General features: G+C 46.3%; 17 protein-coding genes and 1 CRISPR repeat array. Of the genes, 3 read left to right on the forward strand and 14 right to left on the reverse strand.

Annotated elements, in window-relative coordinates; all coding sequences use genetic code 11:
* Positions 1–464 precede the first annotated feature (464 nt).
* Positions 465–1,763: an arsenic transporter gene (locus AAHF22_RS05830; protein WP_347324015.1), complete on the reverse strand. Its 1,299-nt coding sequence runs from the start codon at positions 1,761–1,763 to the stop codon at positions 465–467.
* Positions 1,764–2,190: 427 nt separating this feature from the next.
* Entirely contained in the window at positions 2,191–2,535 is a 345-nt protein-coding gene (locus AAHF22_RS05835; protein ID WP_347324124.1) for an ArsR/SmtB family transcription factor, read from the reverse strand.
* Between the two features lie 457 nt (positions 2,536–2,992).
* Here AAHF22_RS05835 and AAHF22_RS05840 point away from each other — a divergent pair, with 457 nt between their 5' ends.
* Positions 2,993–3,352 carry an ArsR/SmtB family transcription factor gene (locus AAHF22_RS05840; protein WP_371834027.1) on the forward strand — a complete coding sequence of 120 codons (360 nt, stop codon included), beginning with the start codon at positions 2,993–2,995 and terminating at the stop codon, positions 3,350–3,352.
* 113 nt (positions 3,353–3,465) lie between these two features.
* On the opposite strand, the gene AAHF22_RS05845 is transcribed toward AAHF22_RS05840, so the two are convergent.
* From AAHF22_RS05845 to AAHF22_RS05865, 5 genes are all read right to left on the reverse strand, one after another.
* Positions 3,466–4,476: a cation diffusion facilitator family transporter gene (locus tag AAHF22_RS05845; RefSeq protein WP_347324017.1), complete on the reverse strand. Its 1,011-nt coding sequence runs from the start codon at positions 4,474–4,476 to the stop codon at positions 3,466–3,468.
* A gap of 230 nt (positions 4,477–4,706) precedes the next feature.
* Positions 4,707–5,074: a CRISPR direct-repeat array (repeat unit 32 nt; unit sequence ATTTCAATCCACACTCCTGCACGAGGAGTGAC).
* Between the two features lie 262 nt (positions 5,075–5,336).
* On the reverse strand, positions 5,337–7,211 hold the full coding sequence (gene cydC, locus AAHF22_RS05850) for a thiol reductant ABC exporter subunit CydC (protein WP_347324018.1): 1,875 nt from the start codon (positions 7,209–7,211) through the stop codon (positions 5,337–5,339).
* Positions 7,208–9,169 (reverse strand): ABC transporter ATP-binding protein/permease, encoded by a 1,962-nt coding sequence (locus AAHF22_RS05855; protein WP_347324019.1) that lies wholly within the window; start codon positions 9,167–9,169, stop codon positions 7,208–7,210. Before AAHF22_RS05855 ends, cydC begins: the two co-directional genes overlap by 4 nt.
* A gap of 207 nt (positions 9,170–9,376) precedes the next feature.
* Positions 9,377–10,393 (reverse strand): cytochrome d ubiquinol oxidase subunit II, encoded by a 1,017-nt coding sequence (cydB, locus tag AAHF22_RS05860; protein WP_347324020.1) that lies wholly within the window; start codon positions 10,391–10,393, stop codon positions 9,377–9,379.
* On the reverse strand, positions 10,380–11,795 hold the full coding sequence (locus AAHF22_RS05865; RefSeq protein WP_347324021.1) for a cytochrome ubiquinol oxidase subunit I: 1,416 nt from the start codon (positions 11,793–11,795) through the stop codon (positions 10,380–10,382). The genes cydB and AAHF22_RS05865 overlap by 14 nt, the downstream gene beginning before the upstream one ends.
* 911 nt (positions 11,796–12,706) lie before the next feature.
* On the opposite strand from AAHF22_RS05865, the gene AAHF22_RS05870 reads away from it, so the two are divergent.
* On the forward strand, positions 12,707–13,537 hold the full coding sequence (locus tag AAHF22_RS05870) for a ZIP family metal transporter (RefSeq protein WP_347324022.1): 831 nt from the start codon (positions 12,707–12,709) through the stop codon (positions 13,535–13,537).
* A 421-nt stretch (positions 13,538–13,958) separates the two neighbouring features.
* On the opposite strand, the gene AAHF22_RS05875 is transcribed toward AAHF22_RS05870, so the two are convergent.
* From AAHF22_RS05875 to AAHF22_RS05890, 4 genes are all read right to left on the reverse strand, one after another.
* The gene (locus tag AAHF22_RS05875; RefSeq protein ID WP_347324023.1) at positions 13,959–14,648 is read right to left on the reverse strand and encodes an LrgB family protein; all 690 of its coding nucleotides are present in this window, start codon (positions 14,646–14,648) and stop codon (positions 13,959–13,961) included.
* On the reverse strand, positions 14,645–15,205 hold the full coding sequence (locus AAHF22_RS05880) for a CidA/LrgA family holin-like protein (RefSeq protein WP_347324024.1): 561 nt from the start codon (positions 15,203–15,205) through the stop codon (positions 14,645–14,647). The genes AAHF22_RS05875 and AAHF22_RS05880 overlap by 4 nt, the downstream gene beginning before the upstream one ends.
* A 281-nt stretch (positions 15,206–15,486) precedes the next feature.
* Positions 15,487–16,428, reverse strand: a complete 942-nt coding sequence (gene yidC, locus AAHF22_RS05885) for a membrane protein insertase YidC (protein ID WP_347324025.1) — start codon at positions 16,426–16,428, stop codon at positions 15,487–15,489.
* Positions 16,368–16,718 carry a hypothetical protein gene (locus AAHF22_RS05890; RefSeq protein WP_347324026.1) on the reverse strand — a complete coding sequence of 117 codons (351 nt, stop codon included), beginning with the start codon at positions 16,716–16,718 and terminating at the stop codon, positions 16,368–16,370. The genes yidC and AAHF22_RS05890 overlap by 61 nt, the downstream gene beginning before the upstream one ends.
* A 329-nt stretch (positions 16,719–17,047) precedes the next feature.
* On the opposite strand from AAHF22_RS05890, the gene AAHF22_RS05895 reads away from it, so the two are divergent.
* Positions 17,048–18,511 carry a glycoside hydrolase family 1 protein gene (locus AAHF22_RS05895; protein ID WP_347324027.1) on the forward strand — a complete coding sequence of 488 codons (1,464 nt, stop codon included), beginning with the start codon at positions 17,048–17,050 and terminating at the stop codon, positions 18,509–18,511.
* Positions 18,512–18,797: 286 nt separating this feature from the next.
* Here AAHF22_RS05895 and AAHF22_RS05900 read toward each other — a convergent pair whose 3' ends face one another.
* The 3 genes from AAHF22_RS05900 to AAHF22_RS05910 form a co-directional block, all read right to left on the reverse strand.
* A complete protein-coding gene (locus AAHF22_RS05900; RefSeq protein WP_347324028.1) occupies positions 18,798–19,892 on the reverse strand; it encodes a TDT family transporter in 1,095 nt (364 codons plus the stop codon).
* A gap of 190 nt (positions 19,893–20,082) precedes the next feature.
* Positions 20,083–22,503 (reverse strand): molybdopterin-dependent oxidoreductase, encoded by a 2,421-nt coding sequence (locus AAHF22_RS05905; protein ID WP_347324029.1) that lies wholly within the window; start codon positions 22,501–22,503, stop codon positions 20,083–20,085.
* Positions 22,500–22,967: a hypothetical protein gene (locus tag AAHF22_RS05910; RefSeq protein ID WP_347324030.1), complete on the reverse strand. Its 468-nt coding sequence runs from the start codon at positions 22,965–22,967 to the stop codon at positions 22,500–22,502. Before AAHF22_RS05910 ends, AAHF22_RS05905 begins: the two co-directional genes overlap by 4 nt.
* Positions 22,968–23,453 lie beyond the last annotated feature (486 nt).

Raw genomic sequence — 23,453 nt, forward strand, 5'->3', positions numbered from 1 at the left:
GGTGAAAATATAAGAGGTTAGCAAAAAGGTAGTGAGTTGATGGAATATTTCAAAGAAATCGGTTTATAAAACCAATACATGAGTAATTGTTCATATGTTATAATCAGTATAGACTTCTTGATCGTCGTTGTCAAAAGAATGTGTAGGTATCGGATGCGATATGGCATATGAAGACCAACATAGAATAGTCGTATCCAAATAAAATAGTCCCGTCGAAATATCTTACTCATACCCAGATAGCCCTGCTCCCTATAGGAGCAAGGCTATTTCAATTTATAGTTTGTTGTATGGATATACTCTACTCGTCGCCGCATTTAATATTAGACTGATTTTAGTATCTTATGCTGTGTTTAACAATATAATTATGAGAGATGCGATCAATGATTAGAGCGAATAAGTAGCATCATTGATCGTATGCCTGCGTATCCGCTCTACAGACTGGCTGTAGTCTTAATCACGTGTCCTCACCCGACTACAAGCAACCATACATACAGTCCCAGCAAGGTGAAGAACAGCGTCGGAATGGTCAAAATCAAGCCGATTCGGAAATACGTTCCCCATGAAATGCGAATGCCTTTGTTGCCAAGCACATGCAGCCATAGTAGTGTCGCCAGCGAGCCAATCGGTGTAATTTTCGGTCCCAAATCAGAACCGATGATATTCGCATAAATCAAACCTTCCTGAATGATGCCCTGCGCACCGGACGCATGAATCGAGAGCGCCCCGATCAGCACGGTCGGCAAATTGTTCATGACCGAGGACAAGATCGCTGTCAGGAAGCCCATGCCCATCGTCGTCGCCAATAATCCATGCGCGGAGAACGCTTGAATCCAGGTCGCTAAAATTTCGGTCAACCCTGCATTACGCAAACCATACACGACCACATACATCCCGATCGAGAAAAAGACAATCGCCCACGGTGCATTACGAATAATTTCGCGCGCCTGCACGACCGTACTGCGATTCGCCATAATCAGGAAGAAAATCGCAATTGCGCCCGCCACGACCGACACCGGAATTTTCAAAAATTCACTAACAAAATAGCCAATCAGCAGCAGACCGAGCACCCACCACGACAATCGGAACAGCTTCGGATCACGGATGGCCGCTACTGGAGGCTTAAGCTGACTCTCGTCAAAGGTGCGCGGAATACTTTTACGAAAATACACATACAGCACACCGATACTCGCTGCCAGCGCGAACAGATTCGGCACCAGCATCCGGCTCGCATACTGCATAAAGGTCACACCAAAATAATCTGCCGATACGATGTTCACCAGATTGCTCACCGTGAGTGGCAATGAAGTGGTATCTGCAATAAATCCGCCTGCAATAATAAACGGAAATACATACTTTTCTTCCAAATTCAGTGCCCGTACCATCGCGAGCACGATTGGAGTTAGAATCAGTGCGGCACCATCATTCGCGAACAATGCTGACACGACTGCTCCCAGCACGGAGATGTAAATAAACATTCGTACACCATTTCCGTGCGATAGACGCGCCATATGAAGGGCAGCCCATTCGAAAAAACCGATTCGATCCAACACGAGCGAAATTATAATAATCGCTACAAAAGCAAGGGTGGCATTCCAGACGATGTCGGTCACATCGATCACATCCTGCCAGCCGACCACGCCGGTCAATAGCGCTACAGCCGCACCGCCACACGCTGACCAGCCGATCGACAAATGACGCGGTTGCCAGATGACCAGCGTCAGCGTCAATACAAAAATTACAATTGCAAGTACAGTAACTACCACGTTGACATCCTCCAGATCGTCTATCACTATTCTATGCAGCTAATGGGCAAGCCATTATGACGTCTGACATAGCCATCCAGCAAGCATAGAGCGTGACATGTTGCTTCAAATCTTCATTTGCAAAAACCTGCTATCGATTGCAGCTCGAAACTGCCCAACCATGAAACAGAGGCCGAGCAGTTTCAAGTATATCGCATCATGCTTGATGTGCGTCTATCCGTTTAAAAAAGACGGCACACGCTACACTATGCTATTATTTACATCCTAAATGTATTGACTTGAATCAGCAATCATAAAATTTTTATAATTTAAGCTTTCATTGCAGGTCAATCAGCCTACCCCAATCCTATGATCTTGCCTGCTAGCCAATTTGTAACGGTATCTATAGCAAACGTTTAACCGATTGCCGTATACATAAAAAGTGATCTTATGGAGCCGATATAGCCGATTCGCTTTGATTACAGCATACGATTTTATCAAAATTACGCAATAGCTCCTCACGACCAGGCAAATGACGAAGCACTGCTTGAATATGCGGCTTGTCCTCAATATTGAGCGAGTAATACACCCATTGTCCGCGCCGTTCTTCCTTTACGATCCGGTGTGATTTCAGCTTACGCATATGCTGACTGATGCCCGGCTGCGAAATATCAAAAATCTCCACAAACTCGCACACACACCATTCCCGTTCTTTTAACAATGCAAGCATCATCAAACGATTTTTGTCTCCGAGTAGCTTCATTTGCTCTGCTACTTCCTCTATATGATGCATTGCTGATACGGCGACTTCCGTTTTCATTCTGCTTCCTCCCATTTGCTCTGACGATGCAGAGCAGGATCGATCATCAACTCGTTGCCACTGCTGATCCAGGTCGATGTTTCAGTCATGCTACTGAGCATCTTACAGCAGCCGCAGGCTGATATGATCTGATTGTACATAATCAGCAGCGTATCGTCACAGTTTAATATAAGAATATACTTATATCTAAATAAAAGATAGGAATAGGCATTATCTTTTGTTAAATAGCACTGCGTCGCCATTCAGCCGTATGCATACGATTAAAAATATAACATTATAGAACATACAGGTGATCATTAAACAATCATTTGTCCCTCTGACTCTTTTGTACATATTTAAAAATCCGCTATTCGTAATCACAACGATTTTTGGTATAATCGAATTATGACGTTATACGAGGAAGGTGATTTTCGTGAAGCAGGAAGCCTTGATTGAAGAATGCGGCCACTGCCTGAATGCTAATGAAGCTTCACAGCAGGAACTTGCTCGTATTAAGCAGGAGCTGGTCAGTGACAATACCGCTTTATCGATGGCCGAAATGTTTAAGGCGCTCGGTGATCCGACAAGAGTACGCTTGATCTATGCACTGCTCCAGCAAGAGCTGTGTGTGCATGATATATGCGAAGTGCTCGATATGACACAATCCGCCGTGTCTCATCAGCTACGTTATTTGCGTAATATGCGTATCGTTAAGCCTCGAAAAGTAGGCAAAACAGTATTTTATTCGCTCGATGATTATCATGTAGAAGAAATTTTCAAGCAGACGTATCAGCATTTAAACCATACGTAATCCGCTGATAGGATCGCGTATCAAACGACAATATATCGTTAACAACAGCAAAGCTCCAGCGCATGGATACATCGTGCGCTGGAGCTTTTATTGTTATTTGTTGGGCTGCTATATTAATGCTCATTGACCTCACATGCGATATCCGGCGTTTCCAGTTGAATCGTAATATGCCCGATACCGTACTGCCCCTGTAAAAGCGTGCGCGCCGCTTGCAAAATAGCGGTGCCCTGTGCCATATCGCTAATACGCAGATGACAACTAAGCAGTGGAAGCTCAGAAGTGAGTGACCATACATGCAAATCGTGCACGCCCATGACATGCTCAATTCCTTCAAGATCGGCTGTCATTTGCGCCGTATCAATATCGACGGGCGTACCTTCCATCAAAATATGCACCGAGTCGCGTGTAATCCGATACGCACTAATCAATACAAGCACGGCTACAATTACACTGGCAATCGGGTCAGCCAGATTCCAGCCAAATGCCATAATGAGCAATGCCGCTGCAATCGCGCCTACCGAACCGAGCATATCGCCCATCACGTGCAGCAAAGCGCTACGCATATTCAGATTGCTCGAAGCGCCTTCGCCTTTCATTAATACATAGGCAGCAGCAATATTAACGAGCAGTCCAATGACCGCAATGATCAGCATGCCTGTACTCGCTACCCCCTGCGGCTGACTAAAACGCTGAAAAGCTTCCCAGAAAATGTACAGCGAGATGACAACGAGAGCGACACCATTAATAAAAGCCGCCAATACTTCAAAACGTTTGTACCCATAAGTTTTACTATTGCTTGCTTTACGTTGTCCCCAGATCATCGCCAGCAAACTAAGCCCCAGCGCCGCGGCATCGCTCAGCATATGCCCGGCATCGGACAAAAGGGCAAGGCTGTTCGTTACAAAGCCGCCAATGACTTCGACAATCATAAAGCTAAAGATGAGGAAAAAAGAAAGGGTGAGCGACTTCTTGTTGCTCGTATGGGCGTGCGAATGGCTATGTCCGCCATGACCGTGGTGATGACTATGTTTGTGCGCGCCTTTGCCTGTGTGCTGGTGGTTATGATCATGGTCGTGAGGCTGGTCATGATCGTGGTTATGGTGTTTGGTAGTAGAGGATGACAATGGGATCAACTCCTTTATGGTTATTGGTGAGCTTTCATTTAATATATGAGCAATTGTTCATGTGTTTATTATAAAAGATGATTGGAGGTGTGGCAACTGTGTTTTGTGTAGAGTGGTAGTTGGGTTGTGTTTACATTAACGAAGAAGAGAGATTGGCTAGTGACAGGATGAAAAGTCACTCCCACATGGAGAGTGACTTGGACGGTAACGTATCCGACGATTACTGGATAATTTTAATCTATACTTCTGCAAGAGGAGTGACCATTGTTTCGCCGTCATTGATCCGCTCAGTTAGGTCATTTCAATCCACACTTCTGCACGAGGAGTGACAGCCGCGCATCGATCGCAATCGAATGGGGCTTAAAGATTTCAATCCACACTCCTGCACGAGGAGTGACACCCTACGTAGAAGATGGGTTTACAACCTATGAAATTTCAATCCACACTCCTGCACGAGGAGTGACACAAATCAACTCTGTAAAATCAACTAAAGTGAGAATTTCAATCCACACTCCTGCACGAGGAGTGACTGGTACTTGCTGTACAGGTTGTTACTAAGGGGTTGTATTTCAATCCACACTCCTGCACGAGGAGTGACGTACCCACTCTCAGCCCTTATGTATCAAAGGAAAAACCACCCAAAAGTGCGAACCTCCCTTTTAGCCTACTCGAAACTGCATCAAAAAACAACAAAAAACCCCGCAGCCCTTGCTGGGTGCGGGGTGCGAACCTCCCAGGGATTTGATGTGAGCTTGGGGTTCGCGCAAAGTAGCTCACACTCTCTCCGTCGTACCCGTTTCAACTCATTCCTTAATCCCAGGCTTCTGATCTGCATAAAGCGGCATACATCATATCACTCATCAAGCCTGTACAACATAACGCTCCTGCTCTTCCATCGTCCGCGCAGTCATCACCGGATGATCCATACGATACAGATGACGATACCGCTCTGATGTAGCATACAGTTGTTGATGTGATCCACGCATCACGATCTCGCCTTCATCGATAAATACAATCTCATCCATCTGCTCCGCCCGAACGAGTCGATGCGTCACCCAGATCATCGTTTTATCGCCCAGGCTGCCCAGTATCGTATCCAATAACTCGCGCTCTGTACGCGGATCAAGACCGACTGTCGGTTCATCCAAAATGACGATCGGTGTCTGTTGTAGCAGCACACGAGCGAGTGCAATGCGCTGACGTTCTCCGCCGGAGAAGCGACGGCCTGCCTCCTGCATCGGTGTATGATAGCCTAGTGGTAAAGCTGCGATCAGTTTGGATAATTGGGCGGCATCCAGTACCTGCTCCACCTCTTCTGCTGCCGCTTCTGGACGGCTTAGACGAATATTGTTGAGCAGGGTCGTATCGAATAAATACGGCTTTTGATTCAGCACTGCGATCCATTGATGAATCTGTTGTTGCCACTGTGTAGCCAATTGTCCGTGAATGAGCACCTGTCCATGATCCGGCTCATACGCTCCTTGAATAAGTTTGAGTAATGTCGATTTGCCCGCACCGCTCGGCCCGATGATCGCGATTCTTTTGCCCTGCTCAATCGTTAGGTTTACATTGCGCAGCACAGGCTCCCTTTCACCTGGATACGTATAGTGCACCTGCCGAAGTTGAATACTGTTCGATGGGTTGATCTTTTCCAACCATACTGTCGATGCTAATGACTGCGCAGGCTTACGTTTTGATGTGGAGGCAATGCTACTATTTGATGCAGTGCTACCAGGTGTTGAAGCAGTGACATCGTTCAATTCATCGTTCAATTCATCATCCAATTCGTTATTCAATTTATCGAGCCTTGCTACCGATTCCTCATAGGACGGAATACGCTGAATCGCATCGGTCATTGGCAAAAAAGCTTCAGTAATAGGCAACATTACGAGCACAAATGCAGCTAGCATGGTGGCATCCATACTACGATCCGTCACTTGCCCGGTTGCCCAGACGGCAGTTTGCGCAACGACCAGACCGACCACAATTTGCAGAAGAAGGGCGACATACCGCTTGTGACGACTCAGCTTGCGTTCATACTGAGCCGCTGCACGCTCTTCCTCCGCATAACTGTCTGCAAATTCATGCTGTCGTCCGCTAATGAGCAAATCGCCAAGCCCCATCACCGTATCGGTAAGCCGACTATACAGTGCAGCTTGCTGTTGTTTAAGTTGCTGTTGCCATGTACGACTTATATATAACGAGGCAAATGGTACAATCGCTACCAGTACGAGCACATAGAGTGCGATAATCCCGGCAAAGACCGGATCAAACCAGCCCAGCAACCCAACGACTACGCCGTACACAATTAAGGCAGCTACCGCCGGGAAAATTGTACGCACATACATATTTTGCAGCGATTCCAGATCGTCTGACATCACACCAAGCAGATCGCCTGTGCGATACTGACCACGTAAGCGTAAAGCATGCGGCTCCAGTTGGTCGTATAGACGCACACGCATCGCCGATAGGACGCGCAGCACAGCACTATGCGCGAGCAGCCGCTCCACATAGCGCAGTACAGAACGAGCAATACCGAATGTACGCACGCCTACAATGGGCACATACAACATCAGTATATTTTCTGGACGCAAGGAAGCTTTTGATATTAAATAGCCCGACGTAAACGTGAGCATGGCTGCGCATAATAATGTCAGTGCTGCAAGCGCAATAATGGCGGCAAAGCGCAAACTATTTTGTTTCACATAAGGCATAATCCAGCCGTTGCTGCTCATGCGCTTCCCTCCCATTGCTCGTTAATCCAGCTACAATACAACCCGTTCTGCTCCAGCAGCCCTTGATGCGTGCCCTGCTCCACAATCTGTCCTTGCTCCATCACAATAATCCAGTCCATATCTGTCATCCAGTGCAGTCGATGGGTAGCGAGCAGAACTAATTTATTGTCAAATAACGGTAGCATCGTCTGCTTCAATTCATACTCAGTCTCAATATCCAAATGCGCAGTCGGCTCGTCTAATAAAAGCACATGCCGCTGTCCAAGCAAAGCACGTGCCAGCGCAACCCGTTGCTCCTGCCCACCGCTTAGCATCCGTCCGCCTTCACCGACATGCTCGTTTAAACCTTGCGGTAATGATTGGAGCAGCTTACCAAGACCTGCACACTGCGCGGCTTCAGCAACTTCTGACTCTGTAGCATTTGGCTCATACAGTGCAATATTGTCTCGTAATGTACCGCTAAATATATAAGGATGCTGCGGAATATAGGCTGCCGCTGTACGCCAGTGTTGACCATGAAGCTGACTACTATGACCATGAGCATCGCGCCAGATCGCCTGGCCTTCATCGGGTACAAGAAAGCCAGCCAGCAGATCGATAAGTGTGGACTTGCCGGCTCCACTTGCGCCGATAATACCGATTTTACCGTAGCCTTGCCAGTTCAATGATACATTCGTTAATGCGGTATAACGATCATGCACTATAGGTGCTTGATCTGCTTGGATCGAAGTCACTTCCGATCGATTCGTAGTTTGCCAAGTAGAATGCTGTGAATCATGTCCGTAATGAATCGATACCGCTTCAATCATGAGCGTGCTTGCTTCATTCCAGGTTCTATTGTCCGATGCAGACTCATTTCGTACAATACGAGAGCGCTTGAAGATAGCATGAGACTCGTTGATTGCAGCATATGACTCATTGAACGTAGCATATGACTCATTGAACGTAGCATATGACTCATTGAACGTAGCATGAGACTCTTTGCATGCAATAGACGAATTGCTAGACTGGCCCGGTATCGGCTGCTGCATCATACGCTGAATCTCCTCACCTGCCTCCTTGCCATCCATCGTTGCATGATAATCTGCTCCCAGCGAACGAATCGGGACGAAAAACTCTGGTGCCAGCATGAGAATGGTCAACGCTGGCTCTAGCAACATTTCGCCATGTACAAGGCGTAAACCGAGACTTACCGCTACAAACGCTACCGATAACATCGTAAAGAAATCAAGCGCGAATGACGATAAAAACGCGACTCGCATCGAGCCAATCGTCGCTTTGCGATATTGCTCACTTGTGCGCCCGATTGTAACTGCATGCGCACGGCTGCGACCGAGAAAGCGCAGCGTCTCCAGCCCTCGCAATGAATCGACAAAATGATTGGATAACACGCGATACGTTGCCCATTGGCGATCCATCTGCTTTTGCGCAGCTAATCCAAGCAAGATCATAAACGCAATGAGAATAGGAAACACTAACCCTAAGATCATCGCTGATATCCAGTCCAGGCGAAGCACATAGATACCAATGAACAGCGGTGTCAGACCGTTAGATACCATACGCGGAATGATCAGCTCCAGATACGTACGATATTTCGCAATACCTTCACGTACAAGTGTGACTAGATTGCCTGTTCCTTGCCCCATCGCATAACGTGGTCCAAGTGCAAACAGTTGATCGATCAACGCCCGGCGAAATTGTTGTCCGGTACGCTCAGCGAAGTCATAAGCGAGCTTTTGTAATAACATGGACAGGAATTGACGAGCGATCAGGGCACTGACAAAACCGCCGATATGACCGAGCTGGCTCTGGAGCGTATCACCGGAAAATAGTCCACTTACCGCCTGCGCCAGCCATACCGATTGCAGCACAATTACGATCGTTTGCAGTAATGTTAGCAGAGCGGTCAGGAGCATCACCAACCTAATTCCCTGTAGCTTCCATAAATCCTTGCCCATACAGCTCCAGCTCCCTTTACGTTATTGCTTCATCTGATCGATGCTTACTTCTTGATGGCTCTATAGTTCTAGCCCTGTATTTCGTGCACATACATCGTTTCGTAGGATGACCTTCATATCGTATAAATGTCATTCACTTTTCTAATCGCTCCGTTGCTATTGTTTCGTTCTATAGCTACCATTGTTGTACAACGTACAATCGACCGTTTAATATTCCAGATGTGTTTTCTCGTTTAACCGTTTATGGAACACAAAATAACTCCAGATCTGATAACCAAGTACGAATGGCAGCAACGTTATAGCCACAATCGTCATCACTTTAAGCGAATACGGACCGGATGCAGCATTGTACACGGTCAGATCATAGGCTGCTCCAAGCGAGCTAACCATCACGCGAGGGAATAACGCTACGAAAATACCAGAAATCGCCAGCGCAATCAGTCCTCCCGTCATGCCAAATGCCCAGCCTTCACGGCGTTTAGCAATGAAATAGCCTGCGAGTATGAACAATACGATGCCTAACGCCGCCATCGCAATCAATACAGCTCCACGCACACGGAATGCATCCGTATAGACCGCGGTCAGTATCGCAGTTAATACAAACAAAACTGCCAGTGGTATCATTAACTTATGCGCCAGTGCATGAGCACGCTCACGCAATTGTCCGGTTGTACGCAGTGCCGAGAACATCAAACCGTGCAGCAGACAAAGCATCACAGTCGTCAGACCCGCAACGAGCGAATACGGATTGATCACATCGAACAACCCAGCATACATTTGCATGTCACGATCAATCGGCAATCCTTTCAACATTGTGGAAAATGCAACACCGAACAATAGCGGCGGCAGCAGACTGCCCAGGAAGATGCACCAATCCCACACGGCCGTCCATGTCCGATGACCAACTTTACCACGAAATTCAAAAGCGACACCACGCGCAATAAGCGCCAGCAGCAGCACGACAAACGGAATATAAAATCCGCTGAACAACGTAGCATACCAGTTAGGAAAAGCGGCAAACATCGCGCCACCTGCGGTGAGCAGCCATACTTCATTTCCGTCCCAGAATGGGCCGATCGAATTGATCAGCAATCGTTTCTCCCCATCTGTACGTGCCAGCAGACGGGTGGACATACCTACGCCAAAGTCAAACCCTTCCAAAAAGAAAAATCCGACAAATAATACAGCAATCAATACAAACCACAGCTCATTAAGAGACAGCATGTTTCAACGCCTCCATTTCAAACGGATCATTACCGCCATGATCGTGTTCAGTTTGTTCATCGTGTGGACCTTTTTTGATCACTTTGACGAACAGATATACCATCACGCCACCAAGCGCCGAATAGATCAACGTAAACGTAATGATCGAAAATAGCACCGAGCCAGCCGATACGTTAGGCGATATACTGTCTGCTGTCGTCATCAAGCCAAACACCGACCACGGCTGACGCCCAATTTCGGTCATTAACCAACCTGTCGTGTTCGAGATAAACGGCAGCGCAATCGCATATGTCATCGCCCATAAATACCAGCGTGGCATGCTGTCCATTTTGCGACGTAGTAGCATCCATGCTCCGTAGAGGGATAGCAAAACTAACAATCCACCACCCGCCACCATAAAGCGGAAGCTCCAGAACGTTGTTTTTACCGGAGGAATATAATCGCCTGCTCCATATTTCTGCTCATATTGTGCCTGCAACTCATTCATCCCAGTGACAGAACCGGTGAATTTACCATAAGATAGATAGCTTAATAGTCCGTTCAGTGGAAAATTCACTTCATAGCTATTGCTACGACTGTCTGTATCGATTCCACCAAATAACATCCACGGTGCCTGTTCTGATGTCGTTTGCCAGATCCCTTCGGCTGCTGCCATTTTCATCGGCTGTGTTTGCACTAAATATTGCGCCTGATCATGACCGCTAAAAGCGACGATAAGCGAAGAAAAGAGTCCAACGATGATGCTGATTTTGAATGATTTGCGGAATAAATGGGTGTCTTTGCGGCGCAGCAGCTTGTACGCACTCACGCCTGCCATCAGGAAAGCACCCGTTACATACGCACCAAACACGGTATGCGGAAATTCCACTAACAATTGTCCATTCGTTAATAGCGCCAGAAAATCATTCATTTCCGCGCGTCCATTGTTCATCTGGAAGCCAACCGGATGCTGCATAAATGAATTGGCAGCTAAAATCCACAGCGCTGATAGCATCGTACCGAGCGCAACGAGCCAGATACAGACCAGATGTACCTTTTTCGATAGACGTTCCCAGCCAAAAATCCATAGTCCGATAAAGGTCGATTCCATAAAGAAAGCAAGCAATGCTTCTACCGCCAGCGGAGCGCCGAATACGTCTCCGACAAAGCGCGAATAATTCGACCAGTTCATGCCAAACTGGAATTCCTGTAAAATACCCGTTACGACCCCAACAGCAAAATTAATTAAAAATAGCTTCCCCCAAAACTTCGTTAATACTTTGTAGTCTTCATTTTTCGTGACCACATACATCGTTTCCAGCAGCGCTACGAGCAATACAAGCCCGATCGATACCGGAACGAAGAAAAAGTGGAACACCGTTGTGAGCGCATATTGAATACGCGACAACATAATAACGTCCATGCGAATACGTCCTTTCTCCCCTAAATTGTTAGATAAGCGATCTGATTTGCGGTTGGCATACGGTCTGTTTGTGTGAAAATACAGTCAGGCTTGTATCGATGAGTCGTCCTATTCTCCATTCATTATGTGTTGACCGTGCTACCTGTAAAATATGATGTATCACCACAAAGATAAGTTTGTGTTGTCATACCGATTCGATCTGTATCAGATCCAATACATCATACGTCAAATAGAATGCGGTCAACAGACTAATGGGTGCTGCTTCTCTCATGCTGTTCAAACATAACAGGTCGAATAGACTGTATACATTGCTCTGCTAACTTGTGAACAAGACTGACTGCGGTATGTAGGATGCCGCCCTCCAAAATCTATTCCTAGTTTCGCAAAAATGTTACTCGCCGATTGTGATTTTTATCACTAAATATATCTAAAAATCAAACAAAAAGTGACAAAAAGTGATTGAAATCACAAAATCATTGCCTGATAACGCTTACGAGTAAATTAGCATTAGTTCAGGATCGTAATGGAGTACAATTTAAGCACAAAAAGTACAATTAGAGTACAAAATGAACACTGCTATTTCTTCATCTGCTAACCGGTGATCCAGCATTGTTTTCAGAGTAGGATGAGTGGTGTAATGGTAGGAAGGTTTTATTTTACCAAACATACATAACATGCAGTAAACGTACAAAATAAAATCTTGTTGCTTGTGCACAATGTCATTACAGAGGAAGCAGAGGAGCAGGCAATACTGGATGAATACGACTCGCTTCTAAATACAGATACGTTGTAGATCATATTTTATATTTTGAAATAAGGGATCGAACTTGCCTGGCTATACTACATTTCTAAACCAATCAGTCTCGTAACAAGCAATCCATTTCAGCCAAAATAGGGGTGTGATGATCCGTATGATCGAATTTTTCACAGGCATGTCACCGATGCTGCAAGCTTTTTTCGCCACCCTGTTCACATGGGGTATGACCGCGCTTGGTGCTGCACTTGTATTCACTTCCAAAAAACTGAACCAGAAAGTGTTTGATGGGATGCTCGGCTTTGCCGGAGGGGTGATGATCGCTGCTAGCTTTTGGTCGCTCATTGCACCGGCACTGGAAATGGCAGAGCAAAACAGTTCCTTACCTGGCTGGATTCCAGCTGCCATCGGTTTTATGCTTGGTGGATTGTTTCTATGGGCAGCCGATAAAGTTATTCCCCACCTCCATCCTTCCCTGAATCCGACAACAGATGGGCATGCACCGGAAGGCATGGGTACACGTAATAAACGGCGCAGTACACTGCTCGTATTTGCAATCACGCTCCATAATATACCGGAAGGATTATCGGTCGGCGTCGCTTTTGGTGCTGTTGCCAATGGCACTTCCGGTCAATCTCTGGCCGCAGCGATTGCACTGGCGATCGGCATCGGTATTCAAAACTTCCCGGAAGGACTCGCTGTATCGATGCCACTGCGCGGCGAAGGCATGAGTCGCCGTAAAGCCTTTTTCTACGGTCAACTATCTGGCATGGTCGAACCGATCGCCGCTGTAGTCGGTGTGCTCGCCGTCACACTCGTCACTCCATTATTGCCCTACGCCCTCTGCTTCGCCGCGGGTGCTATGATTTTCGTCGTCGCTGAAGAAGTCATCCCCGGCTCTCAGGAAAATGGCAATAAAGACCTCGCTTCGATGAGTCTAATGATTGGCTTTACGGTGATGATGGTGCTGGATGTAGCGTTGGGATAGGACATGGATGCAGTATGATAAGTTAGATAGGATCACGATGCCCATGTATTCGTATTCGTATTCGTATTCGTATTCGTATTCGTATTCGTATTCGTATTCGTATTCGTATTCGTATTCGTATTCGTATTCGTATTCGTATTCGTATTCGTATCAAATTATGTATATTTCATCGTTGCTTTCAACAATAATTAATCAAATCCGATATCCCGTCAACGCTACTCCATTAGTATATCTCTTAACTACATGATGAATTTACATACATTTTGTTGAACTAGCCATTATGAATGCTATGTATTACTTCATCCCGTTAAACATCTAAAACAAATAAATAGCCTTCGATGTTGTAGATTCGTTTCACAACATCAAAGGCTATTATTACATAGTGTATAGAAATAAGTTCAAGCCTGTATTTAAACTTCTGTCAATGAAACACCAACCATACGACCAGCGGAGCAATCACCGAGGCCACAATCGCACTAATCGTCATCGCAATCGAGCTGAGCGACGAAGCGCGTTCTCCGATTTCCAGCGCCTTTGCCGTTCCTAGCGCATGACTCGCACTACCGAGTGCGATACCGCTACCAATCACATGATGAATCCGAAACCATTTCAATATTGATAATCCTACAACCGCACCTGTAAACCCTGCAATCATGACAAACACTGATGTCAGCGACGAATCGCCACCCAGATGATTCACAATTTGAATCGCTACCGGCGTCGTGACCGACTTGGGCACAACAGATAAAATAAACGCGCGGCTAAATCCAAGCATAAGCGCAAGCAACATACCACTTAACATACCGGCAAATACACCAGCTAACGAGCCGCCAACGATCGGTATCCAGTTGCGCAGGAGCTGTTCACGCTGCTTATACAGTGGATAAGCAAGCGCTACAACCGCAGGTCCGAGCAGCTCATTAATCCACTGGCCGCCGACCATATACGTCGAATACGGAATATGCAAAAGCAGCAACAGGATCACAATTGCCGCCGTACCTGTTAAAGCCGGCATCAGAAAAGGCAACCGATAGCGCTTATATACGATCGCCATCAAGGCATAAATAAGCACTGTGCCTACGACCATACTTAACGCAAGTGCTATCGTCATAGCTGTGTCCCCTTCTTTCCATAGAGCTTAGCTTGAGCCGTATCATTTGTAGGGGATGGAGCAGCATGGGGCACTTTTTTATCGCTTCGTGCGGCTCGCTCATTCTGTTCGACTTGCCCCCCAACACGGACATGTCCGTTCTCGTGCATATCTGATACTATTCCCTCCACCGTATCGTTCGACTCATTCGCCCCACGTCTACGTTCTGTTAAAATAGCCAACCACTGGCTGGCATGACCGGCTGCGATTATCGTAATGATCGTACTGGCGATAACAATCGCTACCAGCAATAGCCCTTTGCCTGCAAACAGATCCAGATGGTTGATCACCCCAACCGTCGCCGGAACAAAAAATAAAGGCAAATAAAACAAAATCGTCGTACTGCCTGCCTCAATCCATGATACCGGAATGATCCGGCAGAGCAGCAGTACAAACAGCAGTAATAGTCCGATAATGCTGCCTGGAATCGCCAGATGCAGCCATGCTTGAATCTGCCCACCGAGCCAGGCAAAGGCATATAATAGCGCGATCTGGATAATGATTTTGAGAAGTTTCATTGTCTCCTATCCTTTCCTATCCATTTCTTACTCTCTCTCTGTAACTCTGTACATATCTTCATATCCTTCTAGCTTACCAGATTTTAAAGAAGATACCTATAGATGCAAACGATTGATAACGCTTACCTTTTACAAAATGATAACTATTTTATGCAGATTTCCCTATCCTCGTTTTCGTATTATTGGTTGCTAAATGATGCGGTTACGCCTATGTATGTCGGTTTATTCATCATAAAAGCCACTTTGCTTCAGATGGAAGCAAAGTGGCTTGAAAAGGATAATTATTTAGAAGCAGCAGGGTTATTATGTTTGCGCTTTTTGGATGAATGCTTTTTGGATGATTGGCTTGACGTTTGTTTCGTAGCGTCTGCCTCTACAGCTGCAATAGCTTCCGCTTCAATTGCAGCTGCTTCTTCAATAACCGGAGCCGCATCGACCGGATACATACGCTGGAACAGCAATGTTTGCAGGATGAGGAATGTACCGCTCACCATCCAGTACAGCGGCATCGCCGCAGGTGCACTGAACGAGAAAAATGCCATCATAATCGGCGAAATATACGCCATTAATGCCATCTGCTTTTGCTGTTCAGGTGTCATCGTTTTTTGCGATAACTTCGCTTGCACAAGATACAGGGCAGCTACAATAATCGCCATGATCCAGTCGGGATGCCCCAGCTTGAACCAGAGAAAGGAATGCGTAGACAGCTCTGGTGTCAGGCGAATCGCTGTGTACATACCGGACAGAATCGGCAATTGAATAAGAATCGGCAGACAGCCGATATTGAGCGGATTGAAATTATGCTTTTTGTACAGCTCCATCATTTCCTGCTGCATTTTTTGCTGTTCTTCGCGTTCCTTTTTGTTCTCATATCGCTTTTTCAAATCATCCAGCTCAGGCTGCATGCGGCTCATGACTCGTTTCATCGCCTGCTGTGATTTGGCCTGTCGCATCATGAGCGGCAACAGGGCAAAGCGCACGATCAATGTCAGCACGATAATGGCCATACCATAACTACCGCCAAACCAACCTGCAATATGCTGCATACTGTACGACAGCGGGTACACAACATAATGATTAAAAAAGCCCGGTGTCCCTGAATCGATCTCGGTTACGTTGTTACCACAACCGGCCAGTAGCACCATCAATAACATGACTAATGTTAGACCGTAAAAGCGGCCCCTTTTACTTGAAACTCCAGTGAATCCCTTGAATACGTCCATATTGTTCCTCCTCGTTGATGTGTAAAATTAGATGCAATCAACGGGGAGCAGCAGTCCGAGCCATCATCATCGGGCGCTTCCTTCCTACGTATTGTTCGGGATAAACGGAGCGGCGCCGGATGACTCGTAATCGCTAAAATGAGTGGGAATACGATATGTTCCTTCACTCGATTGCCAATCAGCCAGAAGTGTGCCACATCACAGTACAATCGCAAAATCAATGAGCATGTGAGCACAATGATCAGCATGATCGATAAAAGATAAGGCAGCCAGTCCTGAATATCCTGCAAGAGATTCACCTCCTTTTCCGTATCGTGATTAGATTCCTATGTAGTATAACATTTTATACACATATAGGTGTAGACAATCTTCGACAGCAGTGACGGCAATCTTGTGAACAAACGACATTTTGTGCATAAAACTTGAAAACGTTTTTGCAATCGTATACAATGAACGTGAAAAGACAACAACATAACACAGGATTGTTACTGGTGATGCAGGCAAAACCTAAATTGGCAACGAAACCGGCATGAAAATGCTGCTTTTGTTCCGGTTTAGGTTTTTTTTCGTTTCATCGGTTATATCCTTAATCGATCTTACACAGAAAGAGGTTATGCAAATGGCAGCACCAAAAGGATTTCCGACAGACTTTCTATGGGGTGGCGCTACGGCAGCCAACCAGCTGGAAGGTGGCTATAACGAAGGCGGCAAAGGTTTGTCCAGTGCAGACATGATCGCTTATATTCCGAAAGATCAGCGCAGTAAAGAGCTTTCTCATGCGATGGAGATTACATCCGAGCGCATCGACGGCATTCTAAACGGCGACATTCAGGCACGCTTTCCTAAACGTGACGGTATCGATTTCTACCATCGTTACAAAGAAGATATCGCTCTGTTCGCCGAGCTTGGTTTTAAAGTATTCCGCCTGTCCATCCACTGGTCACGTATTTTCCCGAACGGTTATGATGAGCAGCCGAACGAGGAAGGTTTGCAATTTTATGACAATGTATTCGATGAGCTGCTCAAGCATGGCATTCAGCCGCTTGTAACGTTATCTCACTACGAAACACCGCTCGGTCTGACGCAAAAATACAACGGCTGGGTCGATCGCGAAGTCGTTGGACATTTTGCCCGTTATGCGGAGACGGTATTCAAGCGTTACAGGGACAAAGTGAAATACTGGCTGACGTTTAACGAGATCAATGTGATCACGATCAGTGCTTTCACAGGCGGTGGCGTTGTCGTCGATCGTCTGGACAACAAGCTGCAAGGCATGTATCAGGCGCTGCATCATCAATTCGTAGCTAGCTCGATCGCCACCAAGCTTTGCCACGAGATTATTCCCGATGCACAGATTGGCTGTATGCTAGCACGAATGGAAACGTATCCGAACAGCTGTAATCCTGAAGATATCCGTAAAGCACAGCTCGCTAACCAGATGAACCTGTTCTTCACCGATGTGCATGCACGCGGCGAATATCCGAAATTCATGGAGCGCTATTTTGAAGAAAACAATATCGTCTTGCAAAAAGAAGCTGGCGACGATGAGCTGCTGAAGCAGTACACCGTAGACTATATCTCCTTTAGCTATTATATGACTATTACAGTATCCGAAAATCCGACAGGTGAAGAAGGCGTCGGCAACCTTGTAGCTGGCAGCGTAGTGAACCCGTATCTGGAATCGTCCGACTGGGGCTGGCAGATCGATCCAATCGGCTTGCGTGTGACGCTGAATGCCATGTATGATCGTTATCAAAAACCACTATTCATTGTGGAAAATGGTCTCGGTGCGTATGACAAAGTAGAAGAAGACGGTTCGATCCACGATCCATATCGTATCGAATACCTGCGTAAGCATATCGAGCAAATGAAAGAAGCGGTTCGCGATGGCGTTGACCTGATGGGTTATACGGCATGGGGTCCTATCGACCTTGTCAGCATGTCCACTTCCGAAATGTCCAAACGTTACGGCTTCATCTATGTCGATCAAGACGACGATGGCAACGGTACACTGGCTCGTTCGAAAAAGGATTCATTCCACTGGTACAAACAGGTGATTGCTTCTAACGGTGAACAACTGTAAGTGATTAGCAACTGGTCTGCAACTGATTTGTAATTGATTTGCAAGTGATCCATACGTATCGATTGTAACAATCATGCCTACCTCTACTGGATCTATGCAATATACAAATTTACGTAACTTTAACTTTAAGTATGTTGTAATCGGTACAAACGAATTATGCTTTGGCGCTGACTGCTCTGGAATTGGGGTGAAGGAGTAGTCCAGCTTCAAATATTTCATCAACCATCCGAAACAGGCGACAGCTCCGGTTCATCCGGTTCTGTCGCCTGTTCTCGTTATAGTTTCGTCAATTATCGTCCTTACTTGCGACCGGAATCGCAAGCTGTACTACCGATTTACGAATCCAAATCATAAGCTCCACCACCAGTAATACCGTAATGACCCATGCACCTACATCTAATACAAAATGATGCATGAATCGTGCAATCGGTATAGCCGCAGCAATTTGAACCGTATGCAAGGTGAGAAAATAAAACATCCCCAGCGTAAATAATCGTGTCCACTGTGCGGTATGATAACGTCCTACTCCATGACGCCAACCGTGCTGACGAATACGTTTGATCCCATACATCGTTTCTATGCTTTCGATTATAAGGACTAAAATCGCTACTACCCACCATAATCCGTAAGCTATCCACTCATTCCATGCTCCGGTTAGGCTAATCGCTGCACCGCTAATCGCCAATCCACCATATACAATACAATTGGTTATTTTCCATGCGTCCACATTCCATGTAGAAGCATGCAGATAACGCCAGATCATAATAACAATCCCAATCATATAACATACTAATCCGAGAAAAATAAAACTACGTGTGAACCAGACTCCCAGTGAAAGTGCAAACACGTGATGACAGAGCAACAAAACCGATTGAGTAGCAACCGCAGGTAACAACACCGTACCATCGACTCGTGATGAGGATGAATCCATAATGAGTCGATACCAGCCCAGTCCTGTATAACACATATAAAATAGCCACAGTCCAATATTGAGCGTCGCCATAATATACACGCTCTCCCGTAACCAATCAGTATGAAAGCTGGCATATAAATTAATCAATAATGTAGATGTTCCAGCTACCCAGGTCCCAACAGCAAAGCGCTGAACTGGATCAGCCAAATGATCCCGATAAAAGGTAGACCGGCGAATCGATGTTACATAACTGGCTAACAAATATAACCAGACAAATACAATTCCAATGATCAACACTCTTGATATGAAGCTTTGCGGAGATTGCCCTGACCAATAAGTCCAGACACCTTGCATATAAATGCCAAGTGCCATGACCATACTGCCTGCTGCTGTGGGTGCAGCAGGCAATTTTTTGCCAAGCGCAATCAAAGCAATGATGATGCAGCTAAGCAATAAAATAATGAGCACCGTTATGATCTCCTTTTCGTTCGGTACGTATCGAGCTTTACATCATGCTTTTGTATTGCTGTCCGCTATCCCTACTATAGCTTTGCTTTAATTTGATTGAGCTTGATTGGGCTTTGCTTTAACTTTAATCCGGCGGTACTTTAGCTGTGCTCTATCTAACTCATCACCTGATTCGCTCTCCTCATATTGATCAACTCCGCTGTGGAATATAAGGTGGAATCGGAGTATTCATAACCGAGATCGGGATTTCTAGCTCCTGTCCCATTTGAATATCATACGGGGTAATCAATCGATTCGCCTCTAGCAGATGCTCTACCGATAAATGATACTGACTGGCGATATACGCTGCCGATTCCTCACCAACGACAATATGCTGTTTCCGCAGCTTTTCAATGCGACAGGCTGCCTGCTTGAAGGTAGGTTGCTTAGATAATGGGTCAGTAAAGTCTGCGGTCAGCTCATTCGCCGCTTGGTTGCCTTCCCAGCTGCCATAATGAAATGGGACAAATACCAGTCCTCGCTGTACTGCATCGCCTACTCGGGCAGGCACCTCAATCCAACCGCGCGGTGATACAATCCGTACAACTTCTCCCTGTACAATCGATAACTTTGCCGCATCCTCTGTATGAATCTCCACATAGCCATGCGGAGCTGCCATTTGCAGATGCGGGGCACGTGCCGTTTTCGTGCGCGTATGCCAGTGCCATACGAGACGCCCTGTCGTGAGCCACATCGGATAATCATCATTCGGCTGCTCAGTTGGCGCTAAATAACGAGTGGGATGAAGTAGCGCGCGTCCGTTCGCCCCCTTAGCAGCAAACTCACCATGACTCAGTGGACGACCGCTAAACTGATCCTTCGTATAGCTCTGTGCTTCGTCAACACCTGTCATAAAGCGAAGATCACTATACAATCGCGGCGTTCCATGCGGATGCTGCTCATTTACAGGCCAGCGTAATCCATTATGTTGCTCCAACCGCTCATACGTAATGCCTGTCATATCACAAGGTCGTCCACGCGAAACGGTTTTCCATTCCTCAAAGCATTGTTCTGGCGTTGAGTAACCGATCAGCGGTTGTCCATCTTTATCTTTCAGTTCCATACGATGGGCAAACTCAATTAGCACCTCCAGATCGGTTTTTACACCAGCTGGCGGCTCAATCGCTTTGCGCAACACATTGATCGTTCGATCTGCATTTTCCATCGTGCCTTCCTTTTCGCCCCATAATGCCACCGGCAAGATAACATCAGCAATCGTTGCGGTTTCAGTCAAAAAGGGATCCTGTACAACGACAAAAATCTTTTCCAATGCTTTACGTGCACGCTGGCGATTGGGCAAAGATACCATCGGATTTGTGCCGATATTCCAGAAAAACGTCACTTTGCCTTGCTCAATCAGATCGATCTGCTCCTCGATTCCTTTTTCCGGCCCAACGGGTAGATCATCCGCTTCCACATTCCACAAATCAGCCATTTCCTGAATATGTTGCGGATTCATCGGGTTACGCTGTGCTGGATACGTACCCACACCGCCGGCAGTACGATTAGCAGATGAGCTTGGCTGTCCTGCCATATGCAGCGGACCACAGCCCGGACGACCGATCAAACCACGCAGCAGGTGCAAATTGTTAATCGCTACACATGCGGTCGTGGCATCGGCACTTTGGAACGTTCCCTGTAATGTTGTCGTTACGAGCGAAGCGGTCTCGCTCAATATATCGGCTGCCTGCTCTAGCGTTTCAACTGGGATACCTGTTATCTCTGCGGTACGCTCCGGTGTCCAGTCCTGCACTGATGATTGCATCGCTTCATAACCAATCGTATATTGCTCTACAAACTTTTGATCTACCGCACCGCGCTCTATCATCATACGAATAAGTCCATTCAGCAGCGCTACATTCGTACCCGGACGAAGCGCCAGATGCAAATCCGCATGACGTGCGGTCAAAGTCTGACGCGGATCGACGACAATGATGTACGGTTTACCTTCACGCTGCTTGCGCTGCATTATGCGCTCATGTAACACGGTGCCCGTCTCCGCTATATTATGACCGAACAGCATCAATGTATCGGCAACATCCACATCGTCATACGATGCTGGTGTACCATCTACGCCAAAAGATTGCAGCAGACAAAATTCAGTTGTCGCTGTACATAACCGTGTATTGGCGTCCAGCAAATGGGTATGCAAGCCAGCGCGTCCAATTTTAGCAATCGTATAATAATCTTCCAGATAGCCCTGTCCTGTCGAATAAATTGCGATGCTATTACTGCCCTGCTCCTTTAGCGACTGTTTCGCTTTGGACACAATGAGCTGCATCGCTTCTTCCCAGCTCGCTGGTTGCAATTGACCGTGCTCATTACGAATTAATGGGGTAAGCAGACGATCCGGGCTATGGTTAGCGTACCACTGATTTTCCCCTTTTGGTCCTAAACGTCCCCGGTTGATCGGATGATCACCGTTTCCTTTAATCCCAACAATTTTGTCGTCTTTTACAGCAATATGACATCCACATCCGACAGAGCAAATATTGCAGGTGCTGTATACCCAGCGATCGACTTCACCTTGACTGTATACATTCATATCGATGCGCTCATTTTGCCAGCTCATGCTTTCACCTCCGTTTCAGTATAAGCAGCGGGGATGACAAACTTGAGCGCTTTCGCTCCAAATTGTTCAGCAAGTCCTGCACCTGCCATTTCCAACCGATGATGCATATCGTTAAAACGCCCTTGAATATCTTCGCTGGCGGCTGTCTCAAATGAAGGCATCCATTGTACTGCCCGTACCCACGCGCGTACCGTCGGCTCACTCGTTTCCTGATTTTGATACAGCAGTGAAAGGTAGGGCTTCATCTCATCAAGCGATAAAAAATGATCTGCTGCTCCATCAGATTCCTGTTCAGGCGATGAAGCTGTGGCAAGTAAAGGTAATAATCGGCTCAATGCTTCCTGTTGCTCATGCAAGCTGTACCGGATCAGTTCGATCAACGGATGCTTCATCGATTCGGTTTCCTGTAGCGTATGTTGTACGTCCTGTTCCATCTGACTAAACGTATGATGTAAATCCGTCATGATGTTCCTCCTTTGGATGATGTTCATATGCATCGCCGTAATGGATGAGTTGTTATGCGGCGATTTTTAACGATTTTAGCGATTCTAGCGATTCCAGAAATTTTTAGCGGTCTTTAATGGTAGTTAGCGATGTTTAAAGATGTTCGTTTGTTCAAAGATGTTCGTTCATGCTGACGAATACATTGCATAAACGGATATTCGTATTTGCGCAAAATAAGGTGCACTGTATTACGTATACAAGCTATTACCCGGTTTTCATGTTATGTATCCTTAAACATAAAAACCCATCCGCTTATCGTTCAAGCAGATGGGTTGAATAATGGGTGGCTGACAGATTAGATACAGTCGCTCATGTACACAGTTAGTCGTATGTTGCTAAAAAATTTTCACGATCAAAGTATGTTCAAATTATAGTTAGTTCAATTACTATTAGTTCAATTATGCTCAGTCAAAGTATTCCAGGCACGAGATTGGCACTTCAAAAAT

It is taken from the genome of Paenibacillus wenxiniae (genome assembly GCF_039822605.1).
Classification (GTDB): Bacteria; Bacillota; Bacilli; order Paenibacillales; family Paenibacillaceae; genus Saccharibacillus; species Saccharibacillus wenxiniae.

Bases quoted from the DNA above. Each gene is read 5' to 3' on its own strand.
- yidC (WP_347324025.1), bottom strand. From the start codon at position 16,428: ATGGACGTATTCAAGGGATTCACTGGAGTTTCAAGTAAAAGGGGCCGC.
- AAHF22_RS05895 (WP_347324027.1), top strand. From the start codon at position 17,048: ATGGCAGCACCAAAAGGATTTCCGACAGACTTTCTATGGGGTGGCGCT.
- AAHF22_RS05910 (WP_347324030.1), bottom strand. From the start codon at position 22,967: ATGACGGATTTACATCATACGTTTAGTCAGATGGAACAGGACGTACAA.
- AAHF22_RS05870 (WP_347324022.1), top strand. From the start codon at position 12,707: ATGATCGAATTTTTCACAGGCATGTCACCGATGCTGCAAGCTTTTTTC.
- AAHF22_RS05855 (WP_347324019.1), bottom strand. From the start codon at position 9,169: ATGGGCAAGGATTTATGGAAGCTACAGGGAATTAGGTTGGTGATGCTC.
- AAHF22_RS05875 (WP_347324023.1), bottom strand. From the start codon at position 14,648: ATGACGATAGCACTTGCGTTAAGTATGGTCGTAGGCACAGTGCTTATT.
- cydB (WP_347324020.1), bottom strand. From the start codon at position 10,393: ATGCTGTCTCTTAATGAGCTGTGGTTTGTATTGATTGCTGTATTATTT.
- AAHF22_RS05865 (WP_347324021.1), bottom strand. From the start codon at position 11,795: ATGGACGTTATTATGTTGTCGCGTATTCAATATGCGCTCACAACGGTG.
- AAHF22_RS05835 (WP_347324124.1), bottom strand. From the start codon at position 2,535: ATGCATCATATAGAGGAAGTAGCAGAGCAAATGAAGCTACTCGGAGAC.
- AAHF22_RS05905 (WP_347324029.1), bottom strand. From the start codon at position 22,503: ATGAGCTGGCAAAATGAGCGCATCGATATGAATGTATACAGTCAAGGT.
- AAHF22_RS05880 (WP_347324024.1), bottom strand. From the start codon at position 15,205: ATGAAACTTCTCAAAATCATTATCCAGATCGCGCTATTATATGCCTTT.
- cydC (WP_347324018.1), bottom strand. From the start codon at position 7,211: ATGAGCAGCAACGGCTGGATTATGCCTTATGTGAAACAAAATAGTTTG.